The sequence below is a fragment of the Streptomyces flavofungini genome (assembly GCF_030388665.1).
Lineage (GTDB): Bacteria > Actinomycetota > Actinomycetes > Streptomycetales > Streptomycetaceae > Streptomyces > Streptomyces flavofungini_A.
This window is the reverse complement of sequence record NZ_CP128846.1, coordinates 3,332,884-3,347,499: the sequence shown is the minus strand read 5'-3', so window position 1 is coordinate 3,347,499 and position 14,616 is coordinate 3,332,884. Positions and strand designations below refer to the sequence as shown.

Here is a 14,616-nt window from a genome sequence, read left to right as displayed (position 1 = left end):
CGGGGTCCAGTTCCGGTCCCGTTCCGGTCCGGGCCCGAGTCGGGCCCGGACCAGCTCCGGAACGGGCCTGGTCAGGCTCCGGCTCGGCTCCGGATCAGGCCCGGATCAGTTCTGGTTCAGCTCGAACCAGACCACCTTTCCCGTGCTCAGGCGCGTGGCACCCCAGCGCCGCGCCAGCCTGTTGACCAGGTACAGACCGCGTCCGCCCTCGTCCGTCGCGCGGGCCTGGCGCAGCCGTGGGAGCTGCGGCACGTCGTCGCCGACCTCGCAGCGCAGCACGTCCGTGCGTAGCAGCCGCAGGGTGATCGGCCGCGTGGCGTACCGCACGGCGTTCGTGACGACCTCGCTGACGAGCAGCTCCACGGCGTCGTTCAGCTCGGTCAGGCCCCAGCGTTCCAGGGCGCTGCGGGCCAGCCTGCGGGCGCGCGACGGCGTGGCGTCCTCCGGTTCCAGGAACCAGTACGCCACGTCGCTCGGCGCGATCCCGTCGAAGCGGGCGGCGAGCAGGGCGATGTCGTCGTCGCGGTCGCCGGGGCCGAGCATGTCGAGGACCTCGTCGCACAGGGCCTCGAGGGGCGGCGGGTGGTCGGGCCCGGTGAGCTGGGCGGTGGCGGCGAGGCGCTCGCGCAGCTGCTCTATGCCCGTCCACACGTCGCGCAGGCGGGACTCCACGAGCCCGTCCGTGTACAGGAGCAGGGTCGCGCCCGCAGGGGCGTCCAGCTCGACGGCCTCGAAGTCGACGCCGCCCACGCCGATGGGCGCGCCCGGCGGCACCCGCAGGACCTCCGCGCGGCCGCCCAGGTGCAGCAGGACGGGCGGCGGGTGGCCCGCGTTGGCGATGGTGATGCGGTGCGAGACCGGGTCGTACACCGCGTACAGGCAGGTCGCCATGCGGTCGGAGCCGAGGCGCTGGGCCTGCTCGTCGAGGTGGTGCAGGACCTCCTGGGGCGGCAGGTCGAGGCCGGCGAGGGTCTGCGCGGTGGTGCGCAGCTGGCCCATGATCGCGGCGGAGGTCATGGAGTGCCCCATGACGTCGCCGACGACCAGGGCGACGCGGCTGCCGGGCAGCGGGATCGCGTCGTACCAGTCGCCGCCGACGCGGGCGGTCTCGGCGGCCGGGAGGTAGCGCGAGGCCAGGCGCACGCCGGTGGCGCGCGGCAGGGTCTCGGGGAGCATCGTGCGCTGCAGCTCGTCGGCGATGTACGCCTCGCGGCCGTACAGGACGGCCTTGTCGATGCCGAGCGCGCTGTGCGTGGCGAGCTGGGCGGCGACCAGGAGATCGTCGGCCTCGAACGGGTGCCGGTCGGGGCGGCGCAGGAAGACCGCGGCCCCGATGACCCGGCGCCGCCCCCGCAGCGGCGCCAGGATCGCGCGCTGGCCGCCGGGCACCGAACGCCCGTCACCGAGCAGCTCGGGCAGCGCGCCGAACGCCGTCGCGGCGTCCGCGAACACCGGTCGCACCCCGCGCAGGACCTCCGCGAGCGCGCTGCCCACCCGGACCTCGCACAGCTCGGCGGCCGACGACAGGTCGGACTGGACCTGGAGGGCGGGCAGCGTGCCGCCGTCGGTGTCCTGGTCCTCGGGGATGCGGTCGGTGCGGCGCAGCCTGAGGAGCAGCGGTCCCGCGGGGCGCTCGTCGCCCACCGGCAGCGGGTCGCGCAGATAGACGAGGATCGCGTCCGAGAACGTGGGCACGGTGGCCCGGCACAGGCCCATCACGATCTCGTCGAGGTCGATGCCACGGGCGATGCGCCGGGTGGCGGCGCCCACGAACCGCAGCCGGTCCCCGTCGCGCCGCATCGCCGCGGGGCCCGGCGGGCGGGGGCGGCCCGAGCGGCGCTCGGCGCCACCGGGGGCGCCCGGCACGTCGCTCACGCCGGGCAGGGCCGTGGGGGCCTCGGTGCCCGGCCTGGCCGCGTCGGGGCCGGGGTGCGGCTGGGTCGGCAGGCCCTCGGGGGCCGGGCGCGGGCGGTGGCTGCCCGGTCCTTCCGTGGCGGGCGTGGACGACTGGGCGTGCTCGTTGCCCGTGCCCGCGTCCTGTTCACCCGTGCGTGCCTGCGCGGGCAGGGCGTTCACGCCCTCGGAGCCGAACGTTTCCGTCTCCGGGGCACGCAGCAGCGCCCCGCGGGGATCCGCGGGGGCGGTTGGCCGGGCAACTGGTGCCTTGCGGCCCTCGTAGGGGCTGAGGTGCTCCGTCACGCGTTTCGAATCCGTCCGTCCGGGGCTGCGCGCCGCGCGCGCCGTCCAAGCGTTGCTCAGCCGCGTCGGCAGTGCAGGAATAACTGGTGCTCGGGGTTGGGGCCTCCCCTGCTCGAACGTAGCTGAGAGCTGGGGGAAGCGCCGGTGCTCGCCGGTGCGTACGAGTACGACTCCTCGTGGGCGATGTCGAAGCCGGCGTCCCGCACGACCTGCCGCAGCTCGTCCCGCAGGTAACCGGATACCCGGATTGTGTGCCCCAGGAACGGAATTGGCGCGTCGTCAAGGTCGGCCTCGACCATGGAAAGGCCCAGCGGACCGCCGGGCCTGAGCAGGGACCGCAGCAGTCGAAGAGCAGACGGTATCTCCTTCCGGGGCAGCATCAACAGCGCGAAGAAACAGGCAATTCCGTCGAACTGCCCCACAGCGCCCGGTCCTTCGCCCGAGAGGCGCAGATCGGCCAGGTCCACCCGTCGGAACTCGGCCATCGGCGGCGGTACGTTCACCCGGGCCAGGTCGAGCATGCCCGCCGACAGGTCGACGCCGAGCACCGAGTGGCCCGCCTCGGTGAGCTGGCGGGCCGTCGGCAGGCCCGTGCCGCAGCCCACGTCCAGGATCCGGGAGCCCGCGGGGAGTTCCTCGGCGAGGCGGCGGCCCGCCGCGAGTTGACCCGTCTTGTGCGGGAACGCGGCGTCGTAGGCCGAGCCGATGGCGTCGAACGCCTCGGCCTGGCCCGTGCGGTCGTGGCCGCCAGGCGCGGGGTATGCCTCGCTCACGTTCAGCCGCTCCTTGATGACATCCTGTCAGGCGCTCTGGGGGCACGAGGAGTTGTTGCTGTGCGCCCTTGCGGAGGACGATCCTACGTTTGAACCACGGGGGCGCATCAAGGGTCTCATGAGGACACGTGCGCGGGCGTACGGTCCCAGTCCCGGGGGAGGGCGGGAATGCGCCACGCCGGGTCCGGGCGCCAGCTCGGCCAGTCGTCCCCGAAAGGGGGTCCCCAGGCGCGGATGACGTCCACGGCCGCGCGACCCGCCTCCCGCACGGCCGCGGCCTGCCGCGCCGTCATCAGGCCCGCCCGCTGGGCCTGGGCGAACTCGTCCTCGTCATGCCAGCGCCAACTTCCGTCCGGGCGTACGGAGATGTCCAGGAAGTGGTCCTCGGAGTCCACCCCGTCCCGCCACCGGGTCCTGGGCTCCTCCAGATTCACGTACCAGTTCTTGAACCGCCAGCCCGGCTCCCAGAACAGCCACACCGACCACGGCTCGCCCGGACGCGCCAGCTTCAGCACGCCCGTCCCCGACCAGTGGTCCCGGCGGGTCGTCCGCGGCTTCGTGTACCGCGTCGCCAACGGCTCCCGGTGCACCGGCGTCCCGTCCTCGAGCACCGGCTTCACGCACTCCGTGCCCGGGGCCATCCAGACGGCGAGGAGGTCCTCCTCGTCCCGCACGACGGTGACGGGCCGGCAGATGTGGAACCTCTCCCCGGCGTTCTCCCGGTACCGCCACAGAATCTGCGCCCCCGGCTCCCACCGAGCCACCCTCACCGCGCCCACGCCGCCGTCGTCGTCTGTCATGAACAGATATTAGGGGCTGGGGGCGGGGGGCCTCGCGGGGGCGCCCCAGTCCCACCCCTTCGCCGAAACTGGGGCTCCGCCCCAGACCCCGCTCCTCAATCTCCCCCAAGCTCTTAAGGAGCAGGGGGGACCCCCATGAGGGGCTGGGTGGTTCCAGCCCGTCCGGCGTTTGAGGACGAGGCGCGAAGCGCCGACAGCGGGGGTCCAGGGGGGCGCGGCCCCCGGTTTCGGGAAAGGGGCGGGCCTGGGGCGCCCCGCGAAGGCCTACGGCCGCGTCATCCGCAGCACGTCCAGCGCCTCGTCCAGCTGGGCGAGCGTGAGGTCGCCCCGGTCGACGTAACCGGAGGCGAGGACGACCTCGCGGATCGTCTTGCGCTCCGCCAGCGCCCGCTTCGCGACCTTCGCCGCCTCCTCGTACCCGATGTACTTGTTGAGCGGGGTGACGACGGACGGCGAGGACTCGGCGTACTCGCGGGCCCGCTCGCGGTGGGCCACGATCCCGTCGACTGTCCGGTCGGCGAGCAGCCGCGCCGCGTTGGCGAGCAGCCGCACCGACTCCAGGATGTTCTTGGCGATGACGGGCAGCATGACGTTGAGCTCGAAGTTCCCGGCGGCCCCGGCCACGGCGACGGTGGTGTCGTTGCCGGTGACCTGCGCGGCGACCATGAGGACGGCCTCGGGAACGACCGGGTTCACCTTGCCGGGCATGATCGAGGACCCGGGCTGCAGATCGGGCAGGCTGATCTCGGCGAGCCCGGTCCGCGGCCCGGAGGCCATCCAGCGCAGGTCGTTGGAGATCTTGGTGAGCCCGACGGCGATGGTCCGCAGCTGCCCGGAGGTCTCGACGACCCCGTCGCGCGCCCCCTGCGCCTCGAAGTGATCGCGCGCCTCGGTGAGCGGAAGGCCGGTCGCGCGGGCGACCTCGGCGATGACGGCGGCGGAGAATCCGGGCGGGGTGTTGATGCCGGTGCCGACGGCGGTCCCGCCGAGCGGCAGTTCGGCGAGCCGCGGCAGCGAGGCCCGCAGCCGCTCGACCCCGTACCGCACCTGCGCCGCGTACCCCCCGAACTCCTGCCCGAGGGTGACGGGCGTGGCGTCCATCAGATGCGTACGCCCGGACTTGACGACGTCGGCGAACTCCTCGGCCTTGCGCGTGAGGGCGTCGGCGAGGTGGTCGAGCGCGGGGATCAGATCACCCGTCACGGCGGCGGTGGCCGCGATGTGGAGGGAGGACGGGAAGACGTCGTTGGAGGACTGCGAGGCGTTGACGTGGTCGTTGGGGTGGACGTCCCGGCCGAGCCGCTCGGTGGCGAGGGTGGCGATGACCTCGTTGGTGTTCATGTTGGACGAGGTGCCGGAGCCGGTCTGGAAGACGTCGACGGGGAAGTGCGCGTCCCAGCGCCCCTCGGCGACCTCGCGCGCGGCGGCCACGATGGCCCCGGCGACGTCCTGGTCGAGCACGCCGAGCTCCGCGTTGACCTTCGCGGCGGCCGCCTTGATCTCGGCGAGGGCCGCGATGTGGGCGCGCTCCAGGCGCTGGCCGGAGACGGGGAAGTTCTCCACGGCGCGCTGGGTCTGGGCCCGCCACTTGGCGTCGGCCGGGACCCGCACCTCACCCATGGAGTCGTGTTCGACGCGGTATCCGCCCTGCTCGACACCGCTGTCCCGGCCCTGCTCGCCGCTGTCGCCGCCGCTCATGTCCGCTGGTCCTTCCGTGCTTCTGGGTGCGCAACTTCCTCAAAAAGTTGAGCACTTGTCTTGTTCGGACTATTCCCAAGCCCCCTACCCACCAGTAAAAACCGTGGGTAACACGAAACCGGGGAGGCGCAATGAAGCGCGTTCAACGCGTCAGACGTGCCGGCGCGAGCCGACTGCGCGGCACACTCACGGCGGCGGCCGCCGTCACGGTCCTGATCGGCGGGGCCGCGACGGCCGCCCCGGCCCGGGCCGCGGACCCCAAGGGCCCCGCCCCCACGGCGACGCCCCTGCCGCCGGAGCTGGAGAAGATCCGCGCGGCCGAGGCCACCAAGCTGTACGGCGACCCGGCCGAGCGCCCGCTCGCCGACCGCAAGACGGGCCTGATCTCCCTCGGCGACAGCGAGATCAGCGGCGAGGGCGTCGGGACGTACGAGCCGGGCACCGACGGCCCCGACAACTGGTGCCACCGCTCGCCGGACGCCGCCATCCACCGCACCGGCATCCCCGCGGACGTCACGTACAACGTGGCCTGCTCGGGCGCGCGGACCGCCAACATCAGGATCGGCGGCCAGAAGCAGTACGCGGACGAGCTGGTGCAGAGCGACAACCTCGCCATCAAGGCCCGCAACACCCGGATCAAGACGATCCTGCTCGTCGTCGGCGCCAACGACGACCTCCAGTTCGCCCCCGTCATGACCGACTGCGTGACCCGCTACCTCACCCTCCAGGGCCCGTGCGCCCCCAAGTACAAGGACGGCTGGCAGGCCCGCGTCGACGCGCTCGTGCCCAAGGTCGAGCAGTCCGTGCGCGACCTGCGCACCGTCATGGACCGGGCGGGCTACGCGGGCGACGACTACAAGCTGGTCGTCATGGGCTACCCGAGCCCGATCGGCCCCGACTTCCGCGACAACCCGCAGTTCCCCGGCAAGCTGGCCTGCGGGGGGCTCGGGTACGACTCCGACACCGAGTGGGGCCGCAACGAGGCCGTGCCCGCCTTCGAACGCGGCATGCGCAGGGCCGCGAAGAACTCCGGCGCGCTCTACCTCGACAACTCCCGGCTCTTCCACGGCCACGAGGTCTGCATGGAGGACACCTGGGCCCGCGGCCTGTACGTGGACCTGACCAATCCGTTCCCGCCGGACTCCAACTCGGTGCGCCAGTCGTTCCACCCCAACGCCCGCGGCCACGCCGCCTTCGCCTCCTGCCTCACCCAGCTCCACAACTCCGGCTGGCGCGAGGGCAGCTGCGCCGACCCCGCGTCCACGGGCGGCGCCAAGCTGTACGAGGGCGCCTGGGACGACGCGTACAAGCCGTTGACGAACGAGGCCACCAAGACCTGCGTCGACGTGGACGCGTCGAGCAGCCGCAACGGCACCAAGGTCCAGGGCTGGGACTGCACCGGCAACCGCAACCAGACCTGGTGGTACGACTCCGACCGGCGCTCCCTGCACACCGGACTGACCCAGGACCGCTGCCTGGACGTCCCCGGGGGCGCGTACGAGGAAGGCACCGCCGTCACCCTCTGGAACTGCCACGGCGGTACCAACCAGAAGTTCGTCAAGCAGTCCGGCACCCTGCGCCCGGCGGCGGACAGCACGCTCTGCCTGACCCTCGCGGGAGCCAAGGACCCCCTGCGGCTCCAGAAGTGCACGGGCGCGGCGAACCAGCGGTTCGCCTGACGTCCCCGGCAGCTACGCCAGACCCGGCCCCCGCACCGGAATCGACGTGAACGTCGGCTCGGGGGCCGGGTTCTGGAAGAAGTCGTTGCCCTTGTCGTCGACGACGACGAACGCCGGGAAGTCCTCGACCTCGATCTTCCAGACGGCCTCCATGCCGAGCTCCTCGTACTCGACGACCTCGACCTTCTTGATGCAGTCCTGCGCGAGCCGCGCCGCCGGACCACCGATCGAGCCCAGGTAGAAGCCGCCGTGCGTGGCACACGCGTCCGTGACCTGCTGGGAGCGGTTCCCCTTGGCCAGCATCACCTTGGAGCCGCCGGCGGCCTGGAACTGCTCCACGTAGGAGTCCATGCGCCCGGCCGTGGTCGGCCCGAAGGAACCGGAGGCGTAACCCTCGGGGGTCTTGGCCGGACCCGCGTAGTACACCGGGTGGTCCTTCAGGTACTGCGGCATCTCCTCGCCCGCGTCGAGCCGCTCCTTGATCTTGGCGTGCGCGATGTCGCGGGCGACGACGAGCGGTCCGGTGAGGGAGAGGCGGGTCTTCACCGGGTGCTTGGTCAGCTCGGCGAGGATGTCGTCCATCGGCTGGTTGAGGTCGATCCTGACGACGTTCTCGTCGTCGCCCAGGTGCTCGTCCGTCGTCTCCGGCAGGAACCGCGCCGGGTCGGCCTCCAGCTGCTCCAGGAAGACGCCCTCGGCGGTGATCTTCGCGGTGGCCTGGCGGTCGGCCGAGCAGGACACGGCGATCGCGACGGGCAGCGAGGCGCCGTGCCGGGGCAGGCGCACCACGCGCACGTCGTGGCAGAAGTACTTGCCGCCGAACTGCGCGCCGATGCCGATCCTCTGCGTCAGCTCGAAGACCTTCTCCTCCAGCTCCTTGTCCCGGAATCCGTGGCCGGTCGCGGAGCCTTCGGCGGGCAGCTCGTCCAGGTAGTGCGCGGAGGCGTACTTCGCGGTCTTCAGGGCGAACTCGGCGGACGTGCCGCCGACGACGATCGCCAGGTGGTACGGCGGGCAGGCCGCCGTGCCGAGCGAGCGGATCTTCTCCTCCAGGAACTTCATCATGGAGGCCTCGTTCAGGACCGCCTTCGTCTCCTGGTAGAGGAAGGACTTGTTGGCGCTGCCGCCGCCCTTGGCCATGAAGAGGAACTTGTAGGCGCCGCCGTCGGTCGCGTACAGCTCGATCTGGGCGGGGAGGTTGGAGCCGGTGTTCTTCTCCTCCCACATGGTGAGCGGGGCCATCTGCGAGTAGCGCAGGTTCAGCTTCGTGTACGCGTCGTAGATGCCGCGCGACAGGGCTTCCTCGTCGCCGCCCTCGGTGAGCACGTTCTGGCCGCGCTTGCCCATGACGATGGCCGTGCCGGTGTCCTGGCACATGGGCAGCACGCCCGCCGCCGCGATGTTCGCGTTCTTCAGCAGGTCGAGGGCGACGAACTTGTCGTTGCCGGACGCCTCCGGGTCGTCGACGATGCGCCGCAGCTGCGCCAGGTGGGCCGGGCGCAGATAGTGCTGGATGTCGTGGATCGCCTCGGCGGCGAGCTTGCGCAGCGCCTGAGGCTCGACCTTGAGGAACGTGCGCCCGTCGGCCTCGAAGGTGGACACACCCTCGGAGGTCACCAGCCGGTACGGGGTGGTGTCCTCTCCCAGCGGGAGCAGATCGGAGTACGCAAACTCTGGCATGACGCCCAATTCCTCACTCGGCAGACAGCGGCGCGACCTCCATTGGTGGCGCCCGACCAGCGTAGAGCGCCCGACCGGCGCCGGTCCGGTGAGGTAAGGCTCACTTGGCGGCGGCTGCCGGGTCCGCCGGACGCGGGCCGGTCGCCGCGCCCCGCGCGCGGCCGGGCTGCCCCTCGCGGGGTCTAGTCGCGATCTATCGCGTTTGGGTACGCTGACGGCGTGGACCTAGAGAAGCGTTCCCAGACCCCTGCCGCCAAGGCGCCCGCGCGGCTGCGTGCTTCGGACGCCGACAGAGACCGCGTCGCCGACATCCTCGCCGAGGCGCTCGCCACGGGCCGGATCGACCCGGAGGAGCACGGCGAGCGGATCGAAGGGGTCTACAACGCCAAGACCGTCGCCGAGCTGGAGCCGTTCGTCGAGGACCTGCCCGCCCCCGGTGACAAGGGCCCCTCGTTCGAGAAGGCGCCCGCCCGGCCCTCGCCCGGCGAGGTCCCCGAGAGCGCCGACGAGACCCTGCACGCGGTCTTCGGCGACGCCGTCCGCAAGGGCCGCTGGCGCGTCGGCCGCCGCACGCACGCGTACGCCGTGTTCAGCGACGTCGTGATCGACCTCAGCGAGGCCGTCTTCGAGCACCGGCAGGTCCTGATCAAGGGATTCGCGCTGTTCGGCGACGTGAAGATCCGCGTCCCGGAGAACATCTCGCTGCGCGGCCGCGGCACGGGCGTCTTCGGCACCGTCGAAGTGGACACCCTGGACGCCGAGGAGAAGGACGCGCCGGTCGTCTTCGTCGAGGGCTTCGCCGTCTTCGGCGACATCAAGGCCCGTCCCAAGCACGGCAAGCTCATCCGTGACCTGCGCGGATATCTGCGCAAGCGGCTGGAGGGCTGAGCGCGCCGCGCGCCGCCGCCGCGCCGGCGCGTCCGCACGACGACGACACGTTCCGGCCACCCGCGCCGCACGGCAGGAACCGGAGCTTCCGTACACCGGGACGCAGTGCATAGGCCCGCACACAGCGGGTAGAGCTTCGGGCATCGTCTCTCGCTCGCGAAGCCGTCGTCAGGAGTAGACCGTGCTGCAACCGACGCATCAGTCCCTGCAGGTCGCCGTACCGGCGGAGGGGGCCTCCCCGGCACGAGCGCAGTCGAGCGCTTGGGGCGGGGTGCCAGTGCGCGAGCGGGACCAGGACAACCCATGGCACTCCGACGCCGTGTGCCGCAGGGACGAGGCCGGACTGTTCTTCGCCCCGTCCAAGGAGCCCACCGCCGCCCGGCTCTCCCGCGAGGAGGCCGCGAAGCGCGTCTGCGCCCGCTGTCCCGTCATGGTGGAGTGCCGTGAGCACGCCCTGCTCCAGCCCGAGCCGTACGGCGTCTGGGGCGGCCTGACCGCCGCCGAGCGCCGTGTGGTCCTCGCCCGGCGCCGCCGCCGCGACCTGGAGCTGCAGAAGGCCACCCGCACCGCAGCGGGCACCATCGCCGCCGCGGGCTGAGCCCCGCCGCGCGCCGAGCGGACGAGGCGGCGCTCATGAGGCCTCGTCCTCCGAGGCCTCGACTTCCGAGGCCTCATCTTCGTACGACGACGGGGGCGCTCCCCGCACGGAGCGCCCCCGTCGTCGTACGCGGCCGAGCCGCGGCCCGCGCCTACTTGGCGCGGTCGAAGTCGATGGCGCTGTACGCGCGCAGCTTCGAGAGCCGGTGGTCGGAGTCGATCTTCCGGATGGTGCCGGACTTGGAGCGCATCACGAGCGAGGACGTCGAGGCGTTCTCCGCGCGGTAACGCACGCCGCGCAGCAGTTCGCCGTCGGTGATGCCGGTCGCGACGAAGAACACGTTGTCGCCGCTGACCAGGTCGTTCGTGGAGAGCGTGCGGTCCAGGTCGTGCCCGGCGTCGATCGCGCGCTGCTTCTCCGCGTCGTCCTTGGGCCACAGCTTGCCCTGGATGACACCGCCCAGGCACTTGATCGCGCAGGCGCTGATGATGCCCTCCGGGGTGCCGCCGACGCCCATGAGCAGGTCGACGCCGGTGCCTTCGCGGACCGCCATGATCGACCCGGCCACGTCGCCGTCCGAGATGAACTTGATGCGGGCGCCGGTCTCGCGGATCTCCTTGACGATGCCCTCGTGCCGGGGCCGGTCCAGGATCATCACCGTGACGTCCTCGGGCGAGGACTTCTTGGCCTTGGCGACGCGGCGGATGTTGACCGCGGCGGGCGCGTTGATGTCCACGTAGTCGGCGGCCTCGGGGCCGGTGACCAGCTTGTCCATGTAGAAGACCGCGGACGGGTCGAACATGGTGCCGCGGTCGGCGGCGGCGAGGACCGCGATGGCGTTCGGCATGCCCTTGGCGGTCAGGGTGGTGCCGTCGATCGGGTCGACGGCGATGTCGACCTCGGCACCGGTGCCGTCGCCGATGCGCTCGCCGTTGAAGAGCATCGGCGCCTCGTCCTTCTCGCCCTCCCCGATGACGACGACGCCGTTCATCGACACGGTGTGGACGAGGGTCCGCATGGCCCTGACGGCGGCACCGTCCGCGCCGATCTTGTCGCCGCGGCCGACCCAGCGGCCCGCCGCCATGGCGGCGGCTTCGGTGACCCGGACGAGCTCCAGGGCGAGGTTGCGGTCCGGAGCCTCCGGGGAGACCACGAGTTCGGACGGCAGCGAGTGATGCTCGGTCATCGAGGCGCACCTTTCTGATGCGATGGAGAAACTGCGCCCGCAGGGCGTCCTTGGAAGGGCGGTGGTGGGAGACGGGTGGGCGGCCGGACGAGGGATATGCCCTTGACTCTATCCGCAGGTCGAAAGAATGAGCAGAGGGCCCCACACGTGAGCGGGGGAGGGGGTGCGGGCCGGTGCGCCGTGGGGACCTGCGACGATTGGGGGCGTGGCAGGCAGAAATGGCAAGCAGACCGTGCGGAACATGCTGCTCTCGTTGGCCGTCATCGGCATCGTGGTGGCAGTGATCTACGTCTTCATCCCGCACGACGAGTCCAAGGACCCCGTCAAGCGGGTCGACTACAGCGTCGAGCTCCTGACCGCCCGGCGGGCCGCGCCCTACCCGGTGGCGGCGCCCCAGGGCCTCCCCAAGTCGTGGAAGCCGACCTCGGTGCGGTACAACGGCGCCGACCACGACAGCTGGCACCTGGGCTTCCTCGACCCGGCCGGGGAGTACGTGGCGGTCAAGCAGTCCACGGGCAAGCCGTCCGAGTTCATCGAGTCGGCCACGCAGAACGCGCGCAAGACCGAGCGGACCCAGGAGATCGCGGGCAAGACCTGGCACCGCTACAAGGGTTCGCGCTACGACGCGCTCGTCCTCCAGGACAAGGGCGCCACGACGGTGGTCGCGGGCACGGCCCCGTTCGGTCAGCTGACGGCGATGGTGGAGTCCCTGGAGATGAAGCGGACGCCGGTCGAGACCAGCGCGTAGCGGTACCCGGAACGACGTGAGGCCCCCGGCGGTTGCCGGGGGCCTCACGCGTGCTGCGGGGACCGCTGGGTCCGCTGCCGGGACTCAGACGGTCGTGACGACGTCCTCGTACGCCAGGCGCGGGGAGCGCGGGAACCAGGCGTCGTCGCCCGGCTTGCCGATGTTGACGACCATCAGCGGGGTGTGGTCGTCGTCCAGGAACTCCTTCTGCACGCCCGCGAAGTCGAAGCCGGTCATCGGTCCGGCGGCGAGGCCGGCGGCGCGGATGCCGACGATGAAGTACGCGGCCTGCAGCGCGGCGTTGAGGCTCGCGGCCTGCTCGCGGACGGGGCGCTCGGAGAAGAACGCGTCCTTGGCCTGCGGGAAGTGCGGGAAGAGGGCGGGGAGCTCCTCGTGGAACTCGTTGTCCGCGGACAGGATCGCGACGAGCGGCGCCGTGGCGGTCTTCGGACGGTTGCCCTCGGCCATGTGCGCGACCAGGCGCTCACGGGCCTCGGGGGAGCGGACCAGGGTCACTCGCAGGGGGGACTGGTTGAAGGCGGTGGGGCCGTACTTGACCAGGTCGTAGATGGCCTGGACCTGCTCCTCGGTGACGGGCTCGTCGGTGAAGGTGTTCGCGGTGCGGGCCTCGCGGAAGAGCAGGTCCTGGGCGGCGGGGTCAAGAACGAGGGACATCTTTACAACCTTCTCGATGCGGTACTGAGGGCTCCGGCGGCGTTCCTCGGCACTTGGGGGGTGCCTCGGTTCCTGCCGGTGAGATCGACAGTACGACAGCGAGGTTCAATATTCAACTAAAGCCGGGGTGTGGTGATCCGCTTCACAGGGGCGGGGTCCGCCTCAGGCGTCCTCGGCGTCGCCGTCCTCGGTGTCCTGCGCGGCCAGCGCCGCGTCGAGCCGGGCGCGGGCCCCGTCCAGCCAGCGGCGGCACGCGGCGGCCAGCTCCTCGCCGCGCTCCCACAGGGCGAGCGACTCCTCCAGGGTCGTGCCCCCGGCCTCCAGGCGGCGCACCACCTCGATCAGCTCGTCCCGGGCCTGCTCGTAGCCGAGAGCCGCGGCCTCGGTGTCCGTCTTGCTGGTCATGCGCCCACCCTAGATGTCGACTCGTACCGTGAATTCGCCCTCGGCGACCCGGGCCCGCAGCTCCTCGCCCGACGCCACCTCGTCCGCCGCCCGGACCACCGCGCCGGAGCCTCCGTCCACCGGCTTCTTCTGCAGCACCGCGTACCCCCGCTGGAGGGTGGCGGCGGGGGAGAGGGCCACCACGCGCGCGTGCGTGTGGGTCAGCTCCGACTCGGCGCGGTCCAGGAGGTGGCCGAGCGTGCGGCGGGCGCGGTCCACGTACGCCGCGATCTGCTCCTCGCGGTCCTCGACCATGCGGTGCGGGTGCTCCATGCAGGGGCGGGCCAGGGCGTGCGCGAGGCCGCGCTCCTCGCGGTCCAGGAACGCCTCGACGCTGCGGCGCGCGCGGTCCCGCAGGAACGCCACGCGCTCGTACTCCTCGCCGACGTCCGGCACGACCTTCTTCGCCGCGTCCGTGGGGGTCGAGGCGCGCAGGTCGGCCACGTAGTCCAGGAGGGGGGTGTCGGGTTCGTGGCCGATCGCGGACACCACGGGCGTACGGCACGAGGCCACCGTGCGCACCAGCTGTTCGTCGGAGAACGGCAGCAGGTCCTCCACGCTGCCGCCGCCGCGCGCGACGACGATCACGTCCACCTCGTCGAGCGCGTCCAGCTCCTTCACCGCCTGCGCCACCTGGGCGACGGCGTGCACGCCCTGCACCGGGACGTTGCGCACCTCGAAGCGGACGGCCGGCCAGCGGTGCCTGGCGTTCTCCAGGACGTCCCGCTCCGCGGCCGAGGCACGGCCGCAGACCAGACCGATGAGCTGCGGCAGGAACGGCAGCGGCTTCTTGCGGTCCGGCGCGAACAGGCCCTCGGCGGCGAGGGACTTCTTCAACTGCTCCAGGCGGGCGAGCAGCTCCCCGACGCCGACCGGCTTGATCTCCGCCGCCCGCAGGGACAGCTGGCCCCGTGGCGCGTACCACTCCGGCTTGGCGTGCACCACGACGCGGGCGCCCTCCGAGACGACGTCCGCGACGGCGTCGAACACCTGGCGGTAGCACGTGACGCTCACGGAGATGTCGTGCGAGGGGTCGCGCAGCGTCATGAACACCACGCCCGCGCCGGGGCGGCGCGAGAGCTGCGTGATCTGCCCCTCGACCCAGATCGCCCCGAGCCGGTCGATCCAGCCCCCGATGAGCCGGGACACCTCGCCCACGGGAAGCGGCGCGTCAGCGGACGTATTCAGACCCATGCGCCGAGCGTATCGGCCCCCACTGACAGGGCCCGCCTTGTTTCCCGCCCGCCT

General features: G+C 72.0%; 13 protein-coding genes. 4 read left to right on the top strand and 9 right to left on the bottom strand.

All coding sequences use genetic code 11. From position 1 onward, the window contains the following. Positions 1-105 precede the first annotated feature (105 nt). The 4 genes from QUY26_RS13370 to QUY26_RS13355 all read right to left on the bottom strand — a co-directional run bounded on the left by QUY26_RS13370 (position 106) and on the right by QUY26_RS13355 (position 5,470). Complete coding sequence (locus tag QUY26_RS13370; RefSeq protein ID WP_289946318.1) at positions 106-2,199, bottom strand: ATP-binding SpoIIE family protein phosphatase; 2,094 nt, start codon at positions 2,197-2,199, stop codon at positions 106-108. A 56-nt stretch (positions 2,200-2,255) separates the two neighbouring features. Continuing rightward, entirely contained in the window at positions 2,256-2,972 is a 717-nt protein-coding gene (locus QUY26_RS13365; protein ID WP_436840321.1) for a class I SAM-dependent methyltransferase, read from the bottom strand. 116 nt (positions 2,973-3,088) lie between these two features. Then, positions 3,089-3,772, bottom strand: a complete 684-nt coding sequence (gene fomD, locus QUY26_RS13360; protein WP_289946316.1) for a cytidylyl-2-hydroxypropylphosphonate hydrolase — start codon at positions 3,770-3,772, stop codon at positions 3,089-3,091. A 264-nt stretch (positions 3,773-4,036) separates the two neighbouring features. After that, positions 4,037-5,470, bottom strand: coding sequence for a class II fumarate hydratase (locus QUY26_RS13355; protein WP_289946314.1), 1,434 nt, complete (start codon positions 5,468-5,470; stop codon positions 4,037-4,039). A 131-nt stretch (positions 5,471-5,601) separates the two neighbouring features. Here QUY26_RS13355 and QUY26_RS13350 point away from each other — a divergent pair, with 131 nt between their 5' ends. Beyond that, entirely contained in the window at positions 5,602-7,149 is a 1,548-nt protein-coding gene (locus tag QUY26_RS13350; RefSeq protein ID WP_289946311.1) for a ricin-type beta-trefoil lectin domain protein, read from the top strand. 12 nt (positions 7,150-7,161) lie between these two features. Here the strand turns inward: QUY26_RS13350 and QUY26_RS13345 are convergent, their stop codons facing one another. After that, a complete protein-coding gene (locus tag QUY26_RS13345) occupies positions 7,162-8,829 on the bottom strand; it encodes a fumarate hydratase (RefSeq protein ID WP_289946308.1) in 1,668 nt (555 codons plus the stop codon). Between the two features lie 219 nt (positions 8,830-9,048). Here QUY26_RS13345 and QUY26_RS13340 point away from each other — a divergent pair, with 219 nt between their 5' ends. Then, positions 9,049-9,717, top strand: coding sequence for a DUF1707 SHOCT-like domain-containing protein (locus tag QUY26_RS13340; protein ID WP_289946306.1), 669 nt, complete (start codon positions 9,049-9,051; stop codon positions 9,715-9,717). Between the two features lie 181 nt (positions 9,718-9,898). Then, positions 9,899-10,315 carry a WhiB family transcriptional regulator gene (locus QUY26_RS13335; protein WP_289946304.1) on the top strand — a complete coding sequence of 139 codons (417 nt, stop codon included), beginning with the start codon at positions 9,899-9,901 and terminating at the stop codon, positions 10,313-10,315. Positions 10,316-10,466: 151 nt separating this feature from the next. Here QUY26_RS13335 and glpX read toward each other — a convergent pair whose 3' ends face one another. Continuing rightward, on the bottom strand, positions 10,467-11,501 hold the full coding sequence (gene glpX / locus QUY26_RS13330; RefSeq protein ID WP_289946299.1) for a class II fructose-bisphosphatase: 1,035 nt from the start codon (positions 11,499-11,501) through the stop codon (positions 10,467-10,469). A gap of 205 nt (positions 11,502-11,706) precedes the next feature. Between glpX and QUY26_RS13325 the strand changes: the two genes are divergently transcribed. Next, positions 11,707-12,249, top strand: coding sequence for a DUF4245 domain-containing protein (locus QUY26_RS13325; protein WP_289946297.1), 543 nt, complete (start codon positions 11,707-11,709; stop codon positions 12,247-12,249). Between the two features lie 84 nt (positions 12,250-12,333). Here the strand turns inward: QUY26_RS13325 and QUY26_RS13320 are convergent, their stop codons facing one another. The 3 genes from QUY26_RS13320 to xseA all read right to left on the bottom strand — a co-directional run bounded on the left by QUY26_RS13320 (position 12,334) and on the right by xseA (position 14,562). Continuing rightward, positions 12,334-12,924, bottom strand: coding sequence for a malonic semialdehyde reductase (locus QUY26_RS13320; RefSeq protein ID WP_289946294.1), 591 nt, complete (start codon positions 12,922-12,924; stop codon positions 12,334-12,336). A 162-nt stretch (positions 12,925-13,086) separates the two neighbouring features. Then, on the bottom strand, positions 13,087-13,329 hold the full coding sequence (locus QUY26_RS13315) for an exodeoxyribonuclease VII small subunit (protein ID WP_289946292.1): 243 nt from the start codon (positions 13,327-13,329) through the stop codon (positions 13,087-13,089). A gap of 9 nt (positions 13,330-13,338) precedes the next feature. Further along, positions 13,339-14,562, bottom strand: a complete 1,224-nt coding sequence (gene xseA, locus QUY26_RS13310; RefSeq protein ID WP_289946291.1) for an exodeoxyribonuclease VII large subunit — start codon at positions 14,560-14,562, stop codon at positions 13,339-13,341. Positions 14,563-14,616: the final 54 nt, after the last annotated feature.

Bases quoted from the DNA above. Each gene is read 5' to 3' on its own strand.
- fomD (WP_289946316.1), bottom strand. From the start codon at position 3,772: ATGACAGACGACGACGGCGGCGTGGGCGCGGTGAGGGTGGCTCGGTGG.
- QUY26_RS13355 (WP_289946314.1), bottom strand. From the start codon at position 5,470: ATGAGCGGCGGCGACAGCGGCGAGCAGGGCCGGGACAGCGGTGTCGAG.
- QUY26_RS13350 (WP_289946311.1), top strand. From the start codon at position 5,602: ATGAAGCGCGTTCAACGCGTCAGACGTGCCGGCGCGAGCCGACTGCGC.
- QUY26_RS13345 (WP_289946308.1), bottom strand. From the start codon at position 8,829: ATGCCAGAGTTTGCGTACTCCGATCTGCTCCCGCTGGGAGAGGACACC.
- glpX (WP_289946299.1), bottom strand. From the start codon at position 11,501: ATGACCGAGCATCACTCGCTGCCGTCCGAACTCGTGGTCTCCCCGGAG.
- QUY26_RS13320 (WP_289946294.1), bottom strand. From the start codon at position 12,924: ATGTCCCTCGTTCTTGACCCCGCCGCCCAGGACCTGCTCTTCCGCGAG.
- QUY26_RS13315 (WP_289946292.1), bottom strand. From the start codon at position 13,329: ATGACCAGCAAGACGGACACCGAGGCCGCGGCTCTCGGCTACGAGCAG.
- xseA (WP_289946291.1), bottom strand. From the start codon at position 14,562: ATGGGTCTGAATACGTCCGCTGACGCGCCGCTTCCCGTGGGCGAGGTG.